General features: G+C 58.2%; 15 protein-coding genes. 3 read left to right on the plus strand and 12 right to left on the minus strand.

The features are described 5' to 3' along the window. Positions 1-82: 82 nt before the first annotated feature. From gcvT to metR, 4 genes are all read right to left on the minus strand, one after another. A complete protein-coding gene (gcvT, locus tag AUC60_RS15440) occupies positions 83-1,207 on the minus strand; it encodes a glycine cleavage system aminomethyltransferase GcvT (RefSeq protein WP_087269057.1) in 1,125 nt (374 codons plus the stop codon). A 149-nt stretch (positions 1,208-1,356) separates the two neighbouring features. Further along, a complete protein-coding gene (gcvP, locus tag AUC60_RS15445) occupies positions 1,357-4,221 on the minus strand; it encodes an aminomethyl-transferring glycine dehydrogenase (protein WP_087269060.1) in 2,865 nt (954 codons plus the stop codon). Between the two features lie 10 nt (positions 4,222-4,231). After that, entirely contained in the window at positions 4,232-4,615 is a 384-nt protein-coding gene (gene gcvH / locus AUC60_RS15450) for a glycine cleavage system protein GcvH (protein ID WP_087269062.1), read from the minus strand. A 325-nt stretch (positions 4,616-4,940) separates the two neighbouring features. After that, on the minus strand, positions 4,941-5,858 hold the full coding sequence (gene metR / locus AUC60_RS15455) for a transcriptional regulator MetR (RefSeq protein ID WP_087269065.1): 918 nt from the start codon (positions 5,856-5,858) through the stop codon (positions 4,941-4,943). A gap of 122 nt (positions 5,859-5,980) precedes the next feature. Here metR and metE point away from each other — a divergent pair, with 122 nt between their 5' ends. The 3 genes from metE (at position 5,981) to AUC60_RS15470 (ending at position 10,214) form a co-directional block, all read left to right on the plus strand. Continuing rightward, the gene (gene metE, locus AUC60_RS15460) at positions 5,981-8,281 is read left to right on the plus strand and encodes a 5-methyltetrahydropteroyltriglutamate--homocysteine S-methyltransferase (protein ID WP_087269068.1); all 2,301 of its coding nucleotides are present in this window, start codon (positions 5,981-5,983) and stop codon (positions 8,279-8,281) included. A 236-nt stretch (positions 8,282-8,517) separates the two neighbouring features. Beyond that, positions 8,518-9,510: an alpha/beta fold hydrolase gene (locus AUC60_RS15465; RefSeq protein ID WP_087269071.1), complete on the plus strand. Its 993-nt coding sequence runs from the start codon at positions 8,518-8,520 to the stop codon at positions 9,508-9,510. A 56-nt stretch (positions 9,511-9,566) separates the two neighbouring features. Further along, on the plus strand, positions 9,567-10,214 hold the full coding sequence (locus AUC60_RS15470) for a DsbA family oxidoreductase (protein ID WP_087269074.1): 648 nt from the start codon (positions 9,567-9,569) through the stop codon (positions 10,212-10,214). A gap of 136 nt (positions 10,215-10,350) precedes the next feature. Here AUC60_RS15470 and AUC60_RS15475 read toward each other — a convergent pair whose 3' ends face one another. The 8 genes from AUC60_RS15475 to glpD form a co-directional block, all read right to left on the minus strand. Continuing rightward, the gene (locus AUC60_RS15475; protein WP_167384360.1) at positions 10,351-10,680 is read right to left on the minus strand and encodes a GlpM family protein; all 330 of its coding nucleotides are present in this window, start codon (positions 10,678-10,680) and stop codon (positions 10,351-10,353) included. A gap of 142 nt (positions 10,681-10,822) precedes the next feature. Then, positions 10,823-12,151: a two-component response regulator AauR gene (gene aauR, locus AUC60_RS15480; RefSeq protein ID WP_087269080.1), complete on the minus strand. Its 1,329-nt coding sequence runs from the start codon at positions 12,149-12,151 to the stop codon at positions 10,823-10,825. A 118-nt stretch (positions 12,152-12,269) separates the two neighbouring features. Beyond that, positions 12,270-14,162 (minus strand): two-component sensor histidine kinase AauS, encoded by a 1,893-nt coding sequence (aauS, locus tag AUC60_RS15485; RefSeq protein ID WP_087269083.1) that lies wholly within the window; start codon positions 14,160-14,162, stop codon positions 12,270-12,272. Positions 14,163-14,229: 67 nt separating this feature from the next. Beyond that, positions 14,230-14,964, minus strand: coding sequence for an amino acid ABC transporter ATP-binding protein (locus tag AUC60_RS15490; RefSeq protein ID WP_087269085.1), 735 nt, complete (start codon positions 14,962-14,964; stop codon positions 14,230-14,232). Beyond that, positions 14,961-15,632, minus strand: coding sequence for an amino acid ABC transporter permease (locus AUC60_RS15495; protein WP_167384359.1), 672 nt, complete (start codon positions 15,630-15,632; stop codon positions 14,961-14,963). The genes AUC60_RS15490 and AUC60_RS15495 overlap by 4 nt, the downstream gene beginning before the upstream one ends. Next, complete coding sequence (locus tag AUC60_RS15500; protein WP_087269087.1) at positions 15,632-16,378, minus strand: amino acid ABC transporter permease; 747 nt, start codon at positions 16,376-16,378, stop codon at positions 15,632-15,634. Before AUC60_RS15500 ends, AUC60_RS15495 begins: the two co-directional genes overlap by 1 nt. A 98-nt stretch (positions 16,379-16,476) precedes the next feature. After that, complete coding sequence (locus AUC60_RS15505) at positions 16,477-17,391, minus strand: glutamate/aspartate ABC transporter substrate-binding protein (RefSeq protein WP_087269090.1); 915 nt, start codon at positions 17,389-17,391, stop codon at positions 16,477-16,479. A 412-nt stretch (positions 17,392-17,803) separates the two neighbouring features. Further along, the gene (gene glpD, locus AUC60_RS15510; protein ID WP_087269092.1) at positions 17,804-19,342 is read right to left on the minus strand and encodes a glycerol-3-phosphate dehydrogenase; all 1,539 of its coding nucleotides are present in this window, start codon (positions 19,340-19,342) and stop codon (positions 17,804-17,806) included. Positions 19,343-19,607: the final 265 nt, after the last annotated feature.

Consider the following 19,607-nt stretch of genomic DNA (forward strand, 5'->3'; position numbering starts at 1 on the left):
CTGTTTAGTGCGCGTATTACAGGCGGCCGATATGAGTGTCAGCCGCCACATTTTTTTGACGCCGATAATCAGCCGCGAAGTTTCAGCCGCGGAAGTAACGCTGTGCGACGAAAGGCATTTTGCTAACAAGCATTGGTACTTGCTTGCCGCGCACTACCGCCCAGACTTGAGTGTCCAGTGCCGTAAACGCGCTTTTCAAATAACCCATCGCCAAAGGGCCGCCAAGACTTGGTCCGAAGCCGCCACTGCATACAGTACCAATGGAGTTGCCATCGGCATCGACGATGTCTGTCCCTTCGCGCACCGGCGTGCGTTCTTGTGGCAGCAGGCCAACGCGTTTGCGGGAGGGCGCTGTTTGCTGTTGAGCGAAGATCTGCTCTGCGCCCGGGAAGCCGCCAGCGCGTGCGCCATCTGCGCGGCGAACCTTGGAGATTGCCCACAGCAGGCTGGCTTCGACAGGCGTTGTCTCGGTGTTCATGTCATGGCCGTACAGGCAAAGGCCTGCTTCCAGACGCAGGGAGTCACGTGCACCCAGGCCAATCGGGGCCACTTCCGGTTCGGCCAACAGGCGCCGAGCCAGTGTTTCAGCCTGATCAGCCGGAACGGAAATTTCGTAGCCGTCTTCGCCGGTGTAGCCCGAGCGGCTGACGTAGCAGTCAACGCCCAGCAACTGCACGCTGGCGAACTGCATGAAGGTCATTTTTGCGACTTCCGGAGCCAGGCGCGCCAGCACTGTTACCGCTTGCGGACCTTGCAGGGCGAGCAGGGCACGCTCTTCAAACAGTGGCTGGATTTCGCAATGGTTGCCCAGGTGTTTGCGCAGGTGGGCGAGGTCTTCGTTCTTGCAGGCAGCGTTGACCACCAGCATCAGTTGATCATTGCCCAGGTTGGCGACCATCAAGTCGTCGAGGATGCCACCGCTTTCATTGGTGAACATTGCGTAACGCTGCATACCAACGGGCAAGTCGATGATGTCGACCGGTACCAGCGCTTCCAGTGCTTTGGCCGCATCGGCCCCCGTCAGGCGAATCTGACCCATGTGCGATACATCAAACAGCCCGGCTTTTTCCCGGGTGTGCAGGTGTTCTTTCATCACGCCAGCCGGGTATTGCACTGGCATGTCGTAGCCCGCGAAAGGCACCATCTTGGCACCGAGTTCGCGGTGCAGGGCGTGTAGCGGGGTGGTAAGGAGTTGTTCGGTGGTCATGATCGATTCCTTTGAATAGATGGCGCTGATGGCCGGGACGTGGAACCGGCTTTAGCCGGGAAGGCTGCATTCCTGACGCAATAAATGCACAGGATGTACTGGCCTCTTCCCGGCTAAAGCCGGTCCCACGACGATTCCCGGTTAATGAATCACGCCTCTTGATAGCTCTCGATGGACGGGCAGGCGCAGATCAGGTTGCGGTCGCCGAACACGTTGTCGACGCGGCCAACCGGTGGCCAGTACTTGCCATCGATCAACGACTCGACCGGATACACCGCTTGTTCGCGGCTGTACGGGTGGGTCCACTCGCCAACGATTTCCGCCGCCGTGTGCGGGGCGTTTTTCAACGGGTTGTCTTCCTTGTCCAGTACGCCGCTTTCCACTGCACGGATTTCTTCGCGGATCTTGATCATGGCGTCGCAGAAGCGGTCCAGTTCCTCTTTGGATTCGCTTTCGGTCGGCTCGATCATCAAGGTGCCCGCGACCGGGAACGACATGGTTGGCGCGTGGAAGCCGAAGTCGATCAGGCGCTTGGCAACGTCATCAACGCTGATGCCGCTGGTTTCTTTCAACGGACGCAGGTCAAGGATGCATTCGTGAGCCACCAGACCGCTGCTACCGGTGTAGAGCACTGGGTAGTGTTCTTCCAGGCGGCGAGAGATGTAGTTGGCGTTGAGGATTGCCAGTTGCGAAGCGCGTTTGAGACCTTCGCCGCCCATCATGCTGATGTACATCCAGGTGATCGGCAGGATGCTGGCGCTGCCGAATGGCGCTGCGCAGACCGCGCCTTCCTTGCGTGCCATGGTGGCGTGGCCCGGCAGGAACGGGGTCAGGTGCGACTTGACGCCAATCGGGCCAACGCCCGGGCCGCCACCGCCGTGAGGGATGCAGAAAGTCTTGTGCAGGTTCAGGTGGGACACGTCGCCGCCGAACTTGCCCGGTGCGCAGAGGCCAACCATGGCGTTCATGTTGGCGCCGTCGATGTAAACCTGGCCGCCGTTGTCGTGAACGATGGCGCAGATTTCGCGGATGCCTTCTTCAAACACGCCGTGAGTCGACGGGTAAGTGATCATGATCGCGGCCAGATGATCGCGGTGCTCGATGGCTTTGGCGCGCAGGTCTTCGATGTCGACGTTGCCACGGGCATCGCACGCCGTCACAACAACGCGCATGCCAGCCATGTTGGCGGTGGCCGGGTTGGTGCCGTGAGCCGATTGCGGAATCAGGCAGATGTCGCGGCGTTCGTCGCCACGGCTCTGGTGATAGGCGCGGATCGCCAGCAGGCCGGCGTATTCGCCTTGAGAACCGGCGTTAGGCTGCAGCGAGATCGAGTCGTAACCGGTCGCCGCGCAGAGCATTGCTTCCAGTTCGTCGGTCAGTTGCTGATAACCCGCGCTTTGTTCGGCAGGGGCGAACGGGTGCAGGTTGCCGAATTCAGCCCAGGTCACGGGGATCATTTCGCTGGCAGCGTTGAGTTTCATGGTGCACGAGCCCAGCGGGATCATGGTGCGATCCAGCGCCAGATCCTTGTCGGCCAGTTTGCGCAGGTAGCGCATCAGCTCGGTTTCGGAGTGGTAGCGGTTGAATACCGGGTGGCTGAGGATCGCCGATTCACGCAGCAGTGCTTGCGGCAGGCGGGATTCAGTATTTTGCTCCAATGCTGCGAAGTCCGGCAGGGTCTGCCCTTCGCCGGCAAAGATCGCCCACAGGTCTTCTATCGATGCTTGCGAGGTGGTTTCGTCCAGCGACAGGCCAAGACGCTGAGCGTCGATTTCCCGCAGGTTGATCTGCTGGGCGCGAGCCTTGGCATGCAGCGCTGCAGTATCGGCGCCGGTGTTTACGGTCACGCTGTCGAAGAAGTACTGCTGCTCGACGTTCAAACCCAACTGGCTCAGGCCTTTGGCGAAAATGGCCGTCAACTGATGCACGCGGTTGGCGATTTGCGTCAGGCCGCGCGGGCCGTGGTAAACAGCGTACATGCTGGCGATGTTGGCCAGCAGCACCTGGGCGGTGCAGATGTTGCTGGTGGCTTTCTCGCGTCGGATATGTTGTTCGCGGGTCTGCATCGCCAGGCGCAATGCCTGCTTGCCGTGACGGTCCACCGAAACACCGACCAGTCGGCCTGGCATGTCGCGCTTGAACGCATCTTTAGTCGAGAAGTAAGCCGCGTGCGGGCCGCCAAAACCCAGTGGCACGCCAAAACGCTGGGCGCTGCCGATGGCCACGTCTGCGCCGAATTCACCGGGTGGGGTCAGCAAAGTCAGCGCCAGCAGGTCGGCCGCTACAGCCACCAGTGCGTTGGCGGCGTGGAAGCGCTCAACCAGTTCGCGGTAATCAAACAGGTCGCCATTGCTGGCCGGGTATTGCAGCAGGGCGCCGAAGAACGGGCTGACATCGGTCAGTTCTGCTTCGTCAGCCACTACAACAGTAATGCCCAGTGGTTCGGCGCGGGTGCGCAGCACGTCGAGGGTTTGCGGATGGCAATGGCTGGAAGCGAAGAACTGGTGGCTGCTCTTGTTCTTGCTGAGGCGTTTGCAGAAGGTCATGGCTTCGGCAGCAGCGGTGGCTTCGTCGAGCAGCGAGGCGTTGGCGATCGGCAGGCCGGTCAGGTCGCTGATCAGGGTCTGGAAATTCAGCAGCGACTCCAGACGGCCTTGGGAAATTTCTGGCTGATAAGGCGTGTAGGCCGTGTACCACGCCGGGTTTTCCAGCAGGTTGCGCAGGATCGGCGCAGGCGTGTGGGTGTTGTAGTAGCCCTGACCGATGTAGGTCTTGAACAGCTGGTTCTTGCTGGCGATGGTTTTGATTGACGCGAGTGCGTCGGCTTCGCTCAGGCCCGGCTCCATGCCCAGTACGCTGGTGCCTTTGATGCTTTCCGGGATGACGCTGGCGCTCAAGGCTTCCAGCGAATCAAAGCCCAGGGTTTGCAGCATGGCTTGCTCGTCAGCAGCACGTGGGCCGATGTGACGGGCGATGAATTCGTTGGCGGTGCTCAGTTGAATGCGGTCAGTCATGGTCTGCTCCTCAGGCTTCGGCGTTGGCTTTGATCAGACGGTCGTAAGCGTCCTGATCAAGCAGGCTACCGATAGCGCTGGCGTCTTGGGGAATGAAGCGGAAGAACCAGCCAGCGCCAAGGGCGTCTTCATTGACCAGTTCTGGAGTAGCGTCGAGGGCCTGGTTGACTTCAACCACTTCGCCATCGAGCGGCATGTTGATGCTGCTGGCTGCTTTTACCGATTCCACTACCGAAGCTTCGGCGTTTTTGGCGTAGGTCTGCAGCTCAGGGAGTTGTACGTAAACCACGTCACCCAGAGATTCTTGCGCATAGGGCGTGATGCCTACGGTGACACTGCCATCGGCTTCGGCTCGCAGCCATTCGTGATCGACAGTGAATCGCAACTCGCTCATAAATACTCCTAAGGTGACGTAGCGCTCGCGGCGGGCGCAATCATTGATCGTAATCACTTAGCAAATATGCGGCCAATAATTAATTTTCTATATTAATCAATGGCTTGAGAGTTTTCCGGGTGGCGGTCTTGCACTGTCCTGTAGCGAAATCGATACAGCTTGTATCGCGTTACAAATGCCTGGTGGATCAAAGCCTTGGCGGCTATGGATATACGGATGTCGTAATGAAATCGTTACGTCGTATTGATTTCGATACAAGTGAGGGTGGTGCTCAACGATCCCACAGGATCGCATTGCCAAGTTGAGAGCTTGTTTGCCCCTATCGCTACCGCACCGCACTCACCCCATCCAGTGTCGAGAACGAGGTGTCTTTTGCGGTGAGCAAAAAGTCGCGCATATAGGGCGCGTCCAGCATGTCGGTTCGCACTCCGGCATAGAGTGTAGCGAACAATCCTTTTTCGCCCAGGCGCTTGCCTTTCACATAGCCCCGCGAGCTGTATTCATGCAGAGCCCAATGCGGCATCCCGCACACGCCGCGGCCGCTGGCGACCAGTTGCATCATCATCACGGTCAGCTCCGATGTGCGGACTTGAGCCGGTTCGATGTCGGCGGGTTCGAGGAAGCGAGTGAAGATGTCCAGCCGATCACGCTCCACCGGGTAAGTGATCAGGGTCTCCTTGATCAGGTCTTCTGGCACGATATAGGGCTTGCTGGCCAATGGGTGCTGATTGGCAACCGCCAGCATGGCCTCATAGGTAAACAACGGGACGTAGGTAATGCCCACCAGCTCAAGCGGATCTGACGTCACTACCAAGTCCAGATCGCCACGGGCCAGGGCAGGCAGGGGCGCAAAGGCAAAGCCTGAGGCGAGGTCCAGTTCGACTTCCGGCCAGGCGTCGCGGAATTGGTCGATAGTCGGCATCAGCCACTGAAAACAGCTATGGCATTCAATCGCCATGTGCAAGCGCCCGGCAGTGCCGCCCGCCAGCCGCGCAATGTCGCGTTCTGCGCCGCGCAATTGCGGCAATACGGAGTCGGCCAGTTGCAGCAGGCGCAGGCCGGCGCTAGTAAAGCGTACGGGTTTGGTTTTGCGCACAAACAACGGCATACCCATCCGCTCCTCCAGTTCCTTGAACTGGTGGGATAGCGCTGATTGCGTCAGATGCAGGCGCTCGGCGGCTTCTACAAGGCTGTCTGCCTCACGCAAGGCGTGCAGGGTTTTCAGATGGCGTATCTCAAGCATGTCGTCTCGCAGGCATATTAGCACTTCATGAATAGATTTTGTGATCAACGCGAAAACAATGAGTTTGTCTCACGTTGCTCCGGCTGTCGACAATAGCGTCATATTTCGACAGGAGCTTCATCATGGCCTTGGCCCACAATCTTGGTTTTCCGCGCATCGGTGCTGATCGCGAATTGAAAAAAGCGCTGGAAGCGTATTGGAAAGGCAGTCTTGATCAGGACGGGCTACGCCGTGTCGGCCAAGACCTGCGCGCCACTCATTGGCAGCTGCAAAAAGACGCGGGTATCGACCTGTTGCCGGTAGGCGATTTTGCCTGGTACGACCAAGTGCTGGGCCACTCACTGGCGTTCGGTGTGGTTCCTGAGCGCTTTGCGGGCACCAAAGACTCTCGCGGCTTGCCAACGCTGGATACCCTGTTCGCCATGGCCCGCGGTGCCGAAAGCTGCTGCGGCGGCCATGGTCAAGAGCAATACGCTCAGGAGCTGACCAAGTGGTTCGACACTAACTACCACTATCTGGTCCCGGAATTCACTCAGGATCAGCGCTTCCAACTGAGCTGGGAGCAGTTGTTCGAAGAGGTGGACGAAGCCCGTGCTCTGGGCCACAAGGTCAAGCCAGTGCTAATCGGCCCGTTGACTTACCTGTGGCTGGGCAAAGCCAAGGGCGACAACTTCGACAAGCTGGAGCTGCTGGAACGCCTGCTGCCGGTGTATGGGGAAATCCTCGGTCGGCTGGCGGGGCAGGGTGTGGAATGGGTACAGATCGACGAGCCGATCCTCACTCTGGACCTGCCTCAGGACTGGAAAAACGCCTTCGAGCGGGCTTATCACAGCTTGCAATACTCGCCGTTGAAGAAGCTGATCGCGACCTACTTCAGTGGCCTGGAAGACAATCTCGGGCTGGCGGCTTCGTTGCCCGTGGATGGTCTGCACATTGATCTGGTGCGCGCGCCGGACCAACTGGCTGCGGTGCTGGATCGCTTGCCGACTTATAAAGTGCTGTCACTGGGAGTGGTCAACGGGCGCAATGTCTGGCGTTGTGATCTTGAGCAAGCACTGGATCAATTGCGTGAAGCGCAGCAGCGTTTTGGCGACAATCTGTGGGTGGCCGGCTCTTGCTCCTTGTTGCACAGCCCGGTTGATCTGAGCCGTGAAGACAAGCTCGATGCCGAACTCAAGAGCTGGCTGGCGTTTGCCGTGCAGAAATGCGACGAAATTTCGCTGCTCACCAAAGCTTTGAATGATCCAGACAGTATAAAAAATGCGTTGGCCGAAAGCCGCGCCGTACAAACCAGCCGCCTGCAATCGCCGCGTATTCACAAGCCGCAGGTCCAGGCACGTATCGCTGCTATCACAGCGCAGGACAGCCAGCGCCAGTCAGCATTCGCCGAGCGTATCGAGCAGCAACGCCAGCGCCTGAACTTGCCCGCCTTTCCGACAACGACCATCGGCTCGTTCCCACAGACTGCGTCGATTCGTCTGGCGCGACAGGCTTTCAAGCAGGGCAAGCTGTCCGCTAATGATTACCACGACGCGATGCGTCATGAGATCCGCCATGCCGTGCAGATTCAGGAGCGTCTTGGGCTGGACGTACTGGTACACGGTGAGGCCGAGCGCAACGATATGGTCGAGTACTTCGCCGAGCAACTGGACGGTTATGCATTCACCCGCTTTGGCTGGGTACAGAGCTATGGTTCTCGGTGCGTCAAACCAGCAGTGATCTTTGGTGATCTGAGCCGCCCGCAGGCCATGACCGTGGAGTGGATCAGCTATGCACAAAGCCTGACCGACAAGCTGATGAAGGGCATGCTGACCGGTCCGGTGACCATGTTGATGTGGTCGTTCCCACGTGAAGACGTGTCCCGCAAGGTACAGGCGCAACAACTGGCGCTGGCGATTCGCGATGAAGTGGTGGACCTGGAAGCGGCCGGCATCAAGATTGTGCAGATCGACGAAGCCGCCTTTCGTGAAGGCCTGCCGCTACGCCGGGCACAGTGGCAGGAGTATCTGGATTGGGCGGTTGAAGCGTTTCGTCTGTGCGCCAGCGGCGTGCAGGACGAGACGCAGATCCATACCCATATGTGCTACAGCGAATTCAACGATGTGATTGAGTCCATAGCGGCGATGGATGCCGATGTGATCACCATCGAAACCTCGCGTTCAGACATGGAGTTGCTGGAGGCCTTCAAGGCGTTCGACTATCCGAACGACATCGGTCCAGGGGTTTACGACATTCACTCGCCCAGAGTCCCGGGCACTGAAGAGATGGTGCGGTTGATGAGCAAGGCCGTGCAGCACGTGCCGGCCGAGCGTTTGTGGGTCAACCCGGATTGCGGCCTGAAAACCCGCGCCTGGCCCGAGACCGAGGCGGCATTGGTGAATATGGTGGCCGCGGCGCGGGCTCTGCGCAGCGAGTTGGCATAAGGCAAGCTCCGCACACCTCGTGGGACCGGCTTCAGCCGGGAAGGCGGCATGTCTGACGCAACAAATGCATTGGATGTCATTGCCTCTTCCCGGCTAAAGCCGGTCCCACGTCAGCGGCAACCTGAAAACGACCGCTCAGCCCCCTTCATCAAACTGTCACGTAACTGTGGCAGCGCGCTTTGCAAAACTTCATCACACTCGTTGCCTACTGGGGATCTGTTTGTTGGTGTTTGTTAATGCGCGTTCTTCTTTTTCTGGCCGCACTTTTGTGCGGCTTGCCGTCTTTTGCGGCCTCCAAATGTGATGTCAATGTTCCTGTGCAGATAGCCGCGCTCAAAGAAGTGCGGCTGGCTTATCAGAGTATCGGCAACGAATCCGACCCTGCCTTGTTGCTGGTCATGGGGCTGGGTGGCCAGTTGATTCACTGGCCTGACGAGGTCGTGGCAGCGCTGTGTCAGCAGGGTTATCGGGTCATCCGCTACGATAATCGTGACGTCGGGCTGTCGACCTGGATTGCCCCGCCAGCCAACGCCAATCTCACTTATGAAGTGCTGCGCTACAAGCTTGGCTTGCAGGTGTCTGCGCCGTATTCATTGACCGACATGGCAGACGATGCGCTGGGTTTGATGGATGCGCTGCAGATTCGCCAGTTCCATGTGCTGGGCGCGAGTATGGGCGGCATGATTGCGCAGCATCTGGCCGATCTTGCACCGCAGCGCATTGAAAGCCTGACTTTGATCATGACCAGCTCTGGAGCGCAGGGTTTACCGATGCCCAATGCTGCGTTGCTGCAATTGTTGGCCAAGCGCGGTGCGCCAAATCGCGAAGCAGCGCTGGAACAACAGGCTGACTTGCTCGCGGCGTTGGGTAGCCCGGAAGTCAAAGATGACCGCGCCATGTTGTTGCAACAGGCCGCCGCGTCCTACGACCGGGCGTTCAATCCTGAAGGCGTGAAGCGTCAAATCCTGGCGATTCTGGCCGAGCCTAGCCGGGTGGAATTGCTCGACCGTCTTCGTCTGCCGGTGTTGGTGGTGCACGGCACCGCCGATCCACTGTTGCCGGTCATGCACGGTGTGCATGTGGCGGCGCATATTCGGGGTAGCCAGTTGCGGCTGATTCCGGGCCTGGCGCACCGTTTTCAGGAAGCCTTCAAAGCGCCCTTGCTGGCCGCCGTGTTGCCCTACTTGCGAGCGCAGCACGACGACGGCCGGAACATGGCTCAGCTTTGAACAATCTTCCAACTTAGGCGTATCGTGGTGGCTTTCTTTTCCATAGAGAGCCTGCCATGAGCACTCCGCTAAAAATCGATTTCGTTTCTGATGTGTCTTGCCCTTGGTGTGTCGTCGGTCTGCGCGCGCTGAACGAAGCACTCGCTGAATTGGGCGATGAAGTTAGGGCACAGATTCATTTCCAGCCTTTTGAGCTGAACCCGAACATGCCCGCCGAAGGTCAGGACCTGAACGAGCACATCTTCGAGAAATACGGTTCTACGCCTGAGCAGTCTGCCGCCAACCGGGAAAACATTCGTCAGCGTGGGGCCGAGCTGGGATTCACTTTCACCCAGGGTGACCGTCGTATCTACAACACGTTTGACGCCCACCGGCTGCTGCACTGGGCTGAGCTTGAAGGCAAGCAAAAAGAACTGAAAGAAGCATTGTTCGCGGCTTATTTCACAGACCTCGCCGATCCTTCCAACCATCGCGTATTGGCCGATGTTGCACAGAAAGTCGGTCTTGATCGTGTTCGGGCCGAGGCGATTCTGAGCAGCGACCAGTTTGCGGCCGAGGTTCGCGAGCAGGAGCAATTGTGGGTTTCACGGGGCATCAGTTCAGTGCCGACGATTGTCTTCAATGACCAATATGCGGTCTCAGGTGGGCAGCCGGTCGAGGTGTTCGTGGGAGCCATTCGGCAGATAGTGGCTGAGGGCAAGTAAGTCGCAATTGCTGGGTTAAAGCCTGTAAGAGCGAATTTATTCGCGAATGCGTTTGTACAAACGACGAATTTCTATCGGATGTACTGGCCTCTTCGTGACTGAATTCGCTTCCTGTGGTTGGAGTTTTCGTCGCTGATCAACCGTGAAATCTTACCCACACCGTCACCAGCAACGTGGCCGCCACCAGCCACGCAACGGCGGCCAATGCGAGGGAAACCTCCAGCCGCCAGCGATCGACCAGCAGGTAAAGCGCCGCAAGATAAACAAAGTAGGGAATGATCGACCACATGCCAAACAGGATGGTGGTCTTCAGGTCGTCCAGTGAGCGGCCTTTGCCAACGATGTAATGAGCGATCAGCGCGAAGGTCGGAAACAGCGGAACCAGGCCTGCGATGTAGTAGTTTTTGGTCTTGGCCAACGCGGCGAGGATGACCACAACAGCGGCGCCCAGCAGGGCCTTGAACAACAAATCCACAGAATCCCCTTCCTAAAATTGAAATACGCATCCTGTAGGAGCTTACGAGCACCGCGAGGCAGCGATAGCGGCCTGCCTGAAACACCGCCATCGCTGCCTCGCGGTGCTCGTGAGCTTGTACAGATTCGGTGAATTATCCAAGCCCATACTTTTTGACCTTATCAAACAGTGTGGTCTTGGCCATGCCCAGCTCCTGGCTGGCCTGGCTAAGATTGCCGCCGCTGCGCTGCAGGGCTTCGCTGAGCAGGTTTTTCTCGAAGGCTTCTACTGCCTCGGCAAAGCCCAGGCTCTGGCTTTCTTCAAGGCTTGCATTAGGTTTTTTGAACGCTGGCAGGCCCAACGCAAAGCGCTCGGCAACATTGCGCAGCTCGCGCACGTTGCCCGGCCAGTCGTGGCTCATCAGGCTGGATAAGGTTTGCGGGTCCAGTTGCGGTGTCTCGCGATCAAAACGCAGCGCGGACAGCTGCAGAAAGTGTTCGAACAGTTGCAGGATGTCTTCGCGACGTTCCCGTAGAGGCGGCAACTCCAGCGTCACCACGTTCAGCCGGTAATACAGGTCGCTGCGAAACTGTCCGGCTTTACTTTGCTCATCGAGGTCGGATTTGGTGGCTGCGATCACCCGACAATCGACTTCGACACTCTGATTGGAGCCCAGTCGTTCTAGCGTGCGTTCCTGCAATACCCGTAGCAGTTTGATCTGCAGACTGATTGGCATGCTTTCCACTTCATCAAGGAACAGCGTGCCATTGTGCGCATGTTCGATCTTGCCGATGCGCCGCTTGCCTGCACCTGTAAAGGCGTTGGATTCGTGGCCGAAGATCTCGGTTTCGAACAGGGTCTCCGGCAGGCCACCGCAGTTGAGCGCGACGAACTGTTGCTGATGCCGACGACTGAAATCGTGCAGGCAGCGCGCGACCAGTTCCTTACCGGTGCCGGTTTCACCTTCGATCAGCACATTGGCTGAGGTGTCGGCGACGTTGGCAATCAGCGCCCGTAGATTCTGCATGGCCGGGGAGCGGCCGATGATTTTGCCTTCGAGTGAATCGCGCTCGGCCAGTTGCTTGCGCAATGCCCAGACTTCTCGCGCCAGACCCCGTTGCTCCAGTGCACGACGGGTGACTTCCACCAGGCGCTCAGGGGAGAAAGGCTTCTCCATGAAGTCATAAGCGCCGTCGCGCATGGCATTCACTGCCATGGAGATGTCGCCATGGCCGGTGATCAACACCACCGGCAGGCTACGGTCACGAGATTTGAGACGGCTGAGCAACTCCAGGCCGTCGATGCCCGGCAGCCGAATGTCACTGATCACAATCCCGGCAAAGTTATCGCCGATCCGTTCAAGCGCTTCCTCGGCACTGCCCACACCTTCACTGGGAATGTCCTCCAGCGCCAGCGCCTGTTGGCAGCCGAGCAAGACGTGGGGGTCGTCTTCGACGATGAGTACGGTCAGGTCAGTGGTCATTTGAAGGTCTCATCGTTGGCGTGGTTAACCCTGTAGGAGCTGCCGCAGGCTGCGAACCGCAGTGCGTCAGGTTCATCGCTTTCGCAGCCTGCGGCAGCTCCTACAAAAGCAGAGCCGGTCATACGTTAGGCTCCTTTACCACCGGCAACCACAACACAAACTCTGTACCGCCATGCTCCGGCTGTTCAGCGCTCAGGCTGCCACCGGTTGCTGCAGCGAGGCTGGCGGAGAGGGTGAGGCCCAGTCCCAGACCTTGCTCACCGGGTTTGGTGGTGAAAAACGGTTCGAACAGATGCTTGCGGGTTTCGTCGTCTATGCCGTGGCCGTTGTCCCGAACCCGTAAGCAATAGCGGCCCTCGATCATCGAGCCCTCAAGCCAGATTTCCGGCAAGGGCTGCGCGTGCATGGCGTCCAGAGCGTTGCCGATCAAATTGACCAGAATCTGCTCAAGTCGAGTCTGATCAATCATCAGATCGGCGTCGGCATACAACTGATGTAACTCAAGAGAGAAGTTTTCCAGGCGAGGTGCCAGCAATTGCAACGCCGCCTCAACGGCTTTGCTCAGCTTCGCCTGGCCCTTGTCATCGCCGCGACGGGCGAAGGCGCGCAGGCTGGCGGTGATGCGGCCCATGCGGTCGACCAGATCGTTGATGGTGCGCAAGTTGGTGCTGGCGGTATCCAGCGCGCCCCGTTCGAGGAAACGCACGGTATTGCCGGACAAGGTGCGCAGTGCGGCGAGCGGCTGGTTAAGCTCGTGGGCAATGCTGGTGGACATCTGCCCGATCGCCGCCAGCTTACCTGCCTGAACCAGTTCGTCCTGCGCTTTGCGCAAGGTGTCTTCAGCCTGCCGACGTTCGCGAATCTGACCCTTGAGGCGTTCGTTACTGGCGCGCAAATGCTCGGTGCGCTCGGCAATCTTGCGCTCCAGTTCGTCGTTGGCGGCTTGCAGGGCTTCACGTGCGGCGAGGCGCGTGGAGAGGACTTTGCGGCGCTCATTCCAGGCGATCAGCAGGAACGCGACTAATGCACAGGCCACTGCGACCAGCATGCCCTGGCTACCGGCTTCGCGGCGCAGATCTTCGAGGGGCGTCAGCAATGTCAGGTGCCAGGGTGTATCGCTGAGCTGGCGGGTCTGGGCCAGATAGCTGACCTGTTTGTGTTCAAGGTCGACGCTGACGTTGGCCGGGAAGGTCAGCTTCTCCACGCCCTCCGAAAGCAACTCACGTTCCAGTGGCACCAGTTCGTTGAGTGGCCACCAGTAATATTGCAGGCTGCGGGCCAGACGCTCTTTGATTTCCGGCGTGAGCGGGCGTACCGATTTGAGGCGGCGAGCCGGGTCGCTGGAGAGAATGATGATCCCGTTCTCGTCACTGACGAAGGCCTCCAGTCGCGCACGTTGCCAGCGTTGCTCCAGGGCTTCAAGCTGCACTTTGATTACCGCCACGCCGACGATTTTGCCTTTCTCTTCCAGGCCGTGCGCCAGGTAATAACCGGGCTCGCCGGTGGTGCTGCCGATGCCGTAGAAGCGTCCCGGCAAGCCGCGCACGGCATCCTGGAAATAGGCGCGAAATGACAGGTCTTCACCCAGATAGCTGTCGGCATCGCGCCAGTTACTGGTGGCCAATACCCGACCGGTGGTGTCGAGCACATAAATCGCGCGGCTGCGGCTGCGGCGGTTCAGGCCTTCAAGGTAATCGTTGACCTCGCTGCGTAGCTCGGGGGTCGGTTCGTTGAGCAGTGCTGAAACACTGGACTCCAGCTCCAGCACGCTGGGCAGATACGTGTATTTGTTGATTTCACTTTCGAGGGTGCGGGCATGCAGCTCAAGCTGGCGTTCACCGCTCTCGCTCAGGGTTTTAATGCCGTAGTGTTCGCTGATCAAATAGGCGACGTAGCCCAGGCCGAACATCAGCACGATGATCAACGGCGGCAGAAACAAGTGGCGTATCAGACGGGGTTTCACGGCAAGTGATGGCGGCGCGGCGCGATAAAGATTGGGGTCGCATTTCATCACAGTCGTCCTGAGCCGAACAGCGGCCCGACGCTTCAAGGAGCCGGGCCGCTGCCAGGTGTCGCTTTTAGTGCTGAAGGATTTTGGCGAGGAACTGCTGCGCACGTTCGGAGCGGGCGCTGACATCACCGAAGAACTCTTCTTTCTCACAGTCTTCAACGATCTGGCCCTGATCCATGAAGATCACGCGGTTGGCCACTTTGCGGGCGAAGCCCATTTCGTGGGTCACGCACATCATGGTCATGCCTTCCTGAGCCAGCTGCACCATCACGTCGAGCACTTCGTTGACCATTTCCGGATCGAGTGCCGAGGTCGGCTCGTCGAACAGCATCACGATCGGGTCCATTGCCAGTGCGCGGGCAATCGCCACACGCTGTTGCTGACCGCCGGACAGTTGGCCGGGATGCTTGTTGGCGTGGGCGGAAAGACCAACGCGATCCAGCAGCTTCAGGCCTTTTTCAGTGGCTTCTTCCTTGCTGCGCCCCAACACTTTGATCTGCGCAATCGTCAGGTTTTCAACGATGCTCAGGTGTGGGAACAGTTCGAAATGCTGGAACACCATGCCAACCCGGGAGCGTAATTGCGGCAGGTTGGTTTTCGGGTCGGCAATCGAAGTGCCGTCAACGATGATGTCGCCTTTCTGGAACGGTTCCAGGGCGTTCACACACTTGATCAGGGTCGATTTGCCGGAGCCCGAAGGACCGCAGACCACGACCACTTCGCCTTTTTTGACCTCGGTGCTGCAATCAGTCAGCACCTGGAAGTCGCCATACCACTTGTTAACGTTTTTGATGGAAATCATACGGCGAACCTTTTTTGCAGACGCTTCACCAGCAACGAGGCGGCAAAGCTGATCGTGAAGTACACCAGACCGGCGATGATCAGGAACTCATTGGCACGGCCAATGATGTCGCCACTGGCCCGCGAGGCGTTGAGGAAGTCCACCAGGCCTACGGTGTAAACCAGCGAGGTGTCCTGAAACAGAATGATGCTTTGCTGCAACAGCAGCGGGGTCATCTTGCGGAAAGCCTGAGGCAGGATGATCAACCGCATCATTTGCCCGTAGGTCATGCCCAGCGCTTGGGCTGCGCCCATCTGGCCCTTGGAAATCGACTGCACACCGGCGCGGACGATTTCGCAGAAGTAGGCCGCCTCGAACATCATGAAAGCCACGACGCAGGAGGTGAATGCGCCGATAGGCGTGTCTTCGCCAGTAATCCAGCGCAGCACGAACGGCACTGCCAGATAGAACCAGGTGATGACCAGCAGCAGCGGAATGGAGCGGAAATAGTTGACGTAAGCGCCGGCCACGCTGGCCAGCAGCTTGCTCGACGACAGGCGCATCAAGGCCAGAATGGTGCCAAGCACCAAGCCGCCGATAATGCCCATGACCATCAGTTGCAGAGTCATGACCATGCCGTTCCACATGCCGGGAATGGCTTGCACGACTCCTGAGAAGTCCATATCCATTATTTGCCCCCCAGGGAGATCAGTCCGGGCACAGCGACTTTCTTCTCGACCAGGCGCATCAGCAACATCAGGCTCATGTTCAGGGTGAAGTAGATCAACGTCGCCAGGGTGAAGGCTTCGAACAGGTTGGCGGAGAACTCGGCGGTCTGTTTAGTCTGCGCAAGCAATTCCATCAGGCCGATCAACGATGCCACTGACGAGTTCTTGAACACGTTGAGAAATTCGGAGGTGAGCGGCGGAATAATGATCCGGTACGCCTGCGGCAGCAGCACGTTCCAGTAGATCTGCGGCAGGCTGAAACCCATGGCGCGCGCCGCAGACTCCTGGCCGCGAGGCAGCGCTTCGATACCGGTGCGCACTTGTTCACATACTCGCGCAGCGGTGAACAGGCCCAGACAGACGATTACGCTGAGAAATGCAGAGGTCGTCGGGTTCAGGTCTTGCTTGTACCACTCCTGCATGCCTTCGGGCAGCAGGTCCGGCACCAGAAAGTACCAGATGAACAGCTGCACCAGCAGCGGCACATTACGGAAGATTTCCACGTAGACCGTGGCAATGCCGGCCACCACACGGTTCGGCACTGTGCGCATGACGCCCAGTACGGAGCCCAGCAGCAAGGCAATAATCCAGGCGACGACAGCAATGGCGATAGTCCAGCCCAGACCGGAAATGAACCAGTCCAGATAGGTTTCGCTGCCAACGCCAGTGGACTTGAAGAAAACGCTCCAGTCCCAGTTGTAATTCATCAGGGTCTCCCCTCTGATCGATCCAGATGCAGGCACGGCATCCTGAAACCGCACGGGGCGGTCTCAGGCTGTTTTTATTGACGATCCAGTTTTGGCAATTAAGCCTTTTTGTCGTCAGCCGCTTTGTCGGTCGGATTGGTGATCAGCTCTTTGACCTTGTCGCTCATCGGGAACATGAGGTTCAGGCCTTTTGGCGGGATCGGCTGTTCGAACCACTTGCTGTAGATCTTGGTGATCTCGTTCGACTTGTAGATCGCAACGATGGCGTCATCGACGGCTTTCTTGAACGGCTCGTCGCCTTTACGCACCATGCAACCGTAGATTTCGTACGACTGTGGAGTGCCGGTAACGGCCCAGTCCGTCGGCTTCTTGGCTTTGGCCATTTCACCGGCCAGCAGCGCGTCGTCCATCATGAACGCTACTGCGCGACCCGATTCCAGCATCTGGAAGGATTCGCCGTGATCTTTGGCCGATATCACGTTCATGCCCATTTGCTTGTCAGCGTTCATGGCCTTGAGGATGCGCTCGGACGTGGTGCCAGCGGTGGTCACGACGTTCTTGCCTTTCAGGTCGTCGAAGTCTTTGTAGCTCGAATCTTTCTTGGAAAGCAGGCGAGTGCCGATTTCGAAGATACCGACCGAGAAGTCGACCTGCTGCTGGCGCTCAACGTTGTTGGTGGTCGAACCACACTCAACGTCGACGGTACCGTTCTGTACCAGCGGGATACGGGTTTGCGAAGTGACGAGGTTGTACTTGACCTTCAGGTCCGGCATGTCCAGGTCTTTCTTGATGGCTTCGACGATTTTCAGCTGGATGTCGTGGGAGTAGCCAACCGGTACGCCGGAAGCGTCAGCGATGTAGGAGAACGGGATCGAAGCGTCGCGGTGACCGAGGGTGATAGTGCCGGACTCTTTGATTTTCTTCAGAGTGCCGGTCAATTCGGCGGCGAAAACTGGAGAGCTGATCAGAGCAGCAGTAATTGCTGCGCCCAGAAGATGGGGAACGATGCGCATCGGTTATACCTCGGATTGTTTTTTTTATGGGGCCTGCTACCTGGCGGCCCGCCTCTTCGGCCCATGCTTCAACTGCGGCCGACAGGAGACAGGCTACGGTCGAAGCGATCGACTGATTAGTACAGAGCAGGAGGCGTGCCAAGCTGTTTATTTGAGGTTAACGTTATGATTTATAAGGCTTTAATATGGTGTTTGTGTTTGGCGGGATAGTGTCTGGCGTCCGGGATGCCGAACTAATGGGGGAGGGATGTTCGGAAATCCGAATGGTGCATTAACGGCAGAACTGCAGATATTTTGGGTCTGATACATCAGGTTGGAGCGCGGGACCACATGTTGTAGGAGAAGGCTGCGAAAGCGGTGTAACAGAGACATCGCATCGCAGCCTTCGTCAGCTCCTACAAGGGTCAGCGCATCAAGCCGCTGCGAAAGCACCTTTGTTACGCGCCACGGTGTCCAGATACTGTTGAACGCCTTCGCGCTCTTCAGCCGTCATGAATAGGCCGAGTTTGCTGCGGCGCCACAGAATGTCATCGGCGGCCGTTGCCCATTCAGTGCTGCACAGGTAATCGACTTCGCGTGTGTACAAGCCAGCGCCCAAATGATCACCCAGGTCGGCAATGCTCTGTACGCCTTCCAGCAGGCGCCAGGTGCGGCTGCCGTAAGTGCGTGCCCAGCGTTGCGCGATTTCGCTTGGCAGCCAGACGAAGCGGCTCGTCAACTGGTTGGCCAACTCGGCTGGGGTAGTCATGTCTTCGCCGCCAGGCAGGCTGGCTTTGGCGGTCCAGCTCGGCTTCATCTGTTTGAAGAATGGAGCCAATTGAGCCATCGCCGACTCTGCCAGCTTGCGATAGGTGGTCAGCTTGCCACCGAATACCGAAAGGATAGGGGCTTCATCAGCGCTACCGGACAACGACAAGGTGTAGTCCCTGGTGATGGCCGAGGGATTGTCTGATTCATCGTTGCACAGCGGGCGAACGCCCGACCATGTGCTGATCACATCATCGCGGCTCAGTTGCTTTTTGAAGTGGTCGTTGGCCACTTTGAGCATGTAGTCCATCTCGCCATCAGTAATCTCGACCTTATTCGGATCACCTTGATACTCGCGGTCCGTGGTGCCGACGATGGTGAAGTGCTCCAGATAAGGAATCGCGAACACGATGCGCTGGTCTTCGTTCTGCAGGATGAAAGCGTTTTCACCTTCGTACAGTTTCGGCACGATCAAGTGGCTGCCCTGAATCAGGCGAATGCCGTAAGGCGAATCCAGCTTCAGATCATCGCGAATGAACTTGGCCACCCATGGACCGGCAGCATTGACCAGGGCCTTGGCGCGGATCGAGAACAGCGTGCCGTCGGCGCGCTCCATGTGCAGGTGCCACAGGCCGTTAGTACGGCGGGCATTCAGGCAGCGCGTCTGGGTGTGAATGTGCGCGCCCTGTTCGCGGGCGGCCATGGCGTTGAGCACCACGAGGCGGGCGTCGTCGACCCAGCAGTCGGAGTATTCGAAACCGTGAGTAATATTCGATTTCAGCGGGCTTTCGCTGCCGAAGCGCAGGCTGCGCGAACCCGGCAGCTTCTCGCGTTTGCCCAAGTGGTCGTAAAGGAACAAGCCAGCGCGGATCATCCACGCAGGGCGCAGGTGTGGGCGGTGTGGCAGGACAAAGCGCATTGGTTTGACGATGTGTGGCGCCTTGGCCAACAGCACTTCACGTTCAGCCAGTGCTTCACGCACCAGACGGAATTCGTAATGTTCCAGGTAGCGCAAGCCACCGTGAATCAATTTGCTGCTGGCAGAAGAGGTGTGGCTGGCCAGGTCGTCTTTTTCGCACAGAAAAACTGACAGACCGCGACCGGAGGCATCCGCTGCGATCCCGACACCGTTGATCCCACCACCGATGACGGCGATGTCGTAGACCTCGGAAAGTGGCGGTGTAGACAGGTTGGAATGGGGCATCGGTGGCCTCCTGAGTTTATTGTTCGGATAACGAATTCGAACATTAATGTTCATTTTCGAAAATCATAGCTCAATAACGCAGGGGCTTCCAGTCAGTTGTCATTGAAAATACTGATCGGGGAGGGGGAAAAGAACAAAAGTGAACATGGGGCGGGACGTTGGTCTCGTGGAGCCGAGCTTGCTCGCGATGCATGAGACGCAGCCAGTAGACATGCCGCGTTATCGTTTATCGCGGGCGAACCCAGCTCCCACAGGGGTAGATGTG

This window comes from Pseudomonas caspiana (genome assembly GCF_002158995.1).
GTDB lineage: Bacteria > Pseudomonadota > Gammaproteobacteria > Pseudomonadales > Pseudomonadaceae > Aquipseudomonas > Aquipseudomonas caspiana.

Bases quoted from the DNA above. Each gene is read 5' to 3' on its own strand.
- gcvT (WP_087269057.1), bottom strand. From the start codon at position 1,207: ATGACCACCGAACAACTCCTTACCACCCCGCTACACGCCCTGCACCGC.
- gcvP (WP_087269060.1), bottom strand. From the start codon at position 4,221: ATGACTGACCGCATTCAACTGAGCACCGCCAACGAATTCATCGCCCGT.
- gcvH (WP_087269062.1), bottom strand. From the start codon at position 4,615: ATGAGCGAGTTGCGATTCACTGTCGATCACGAATGGCTGCGAGCCGAA.
- metR (WP_087269065.1), bottom strand. From the start codon at position 5,858: ATGCTTGAGATACGCCATCTGAAAACCCTGCACGCCTTGCGTGAGGCA.
- metE (WP_087269068.1), top strand. From the start codon at position 5,981: ATGGCCTTGGCCCACAATCTTGGTTTTCCGCGCATCGGTGCTGATCGC.
- AUC60_RS15465 (WP_087269071.1), top strand. From the start codon at position 8,518: ATGCGCGTTCTTCTTTTTCTGGCCGCACTTTTGTGCGGCTTGCCGTCT.
- AUC60_RS15470 (WP_087269074.1), top strand. From the start codon at position 9,567: ATGAGCACTCCGCTAAAAATCGATTTCGTTTCTGATGTGTCTTGCCCT.
- aauR (WP_087269080.1), bottom strand. From the start codon at position 12,151: ATGACCACTGACCTGACCGTACTCATCGTCGAAGACGACCCCCACGTC.
- aauS (WP_087269083.1), bottom strand. From the start codon at position 14,162: ATGAAATGCGACCCCAATCTTTATCGCGCCGCGCCGCCATCACTTGCC.
- AUC60_RS15490 (WP_087269085.1), bottom strand. From the start codon at position 14,964: ATGATTTCCATCAAAAACGTTAACAAGTGGTATGGCGACTTCCAGGTG.
- AUC60_RS15495 (WP_167384359.1), bottom strand. From the start codon at position 15,632: ATGGATATGGACTTCTCAGGAGTCGTGCAAGCCATTCCCGGCATGTGG.
- AUC60_RS15500 (WP_087269087.1), bottom strand. From the start codon at position 16,378: ATGAATTACAACTGGGACTGGAGCGTTTTCTTCAAGTCCACTGGCGTT.
- AUC60_RS15505 (WP_087269090.1), bottom strand. From the start codon at position 17,391: ATGCGCATCGTTCCCCATCTTCTGGGCGCAGCAATTACTGCTGCTCTG.
- glpD (WP_087269092.1), bottom strand. From the start codon at position 19,342: ATGCCCCATTCCAACCTGTCTACACCGCCACTTTCCGAGGTCTACGAC.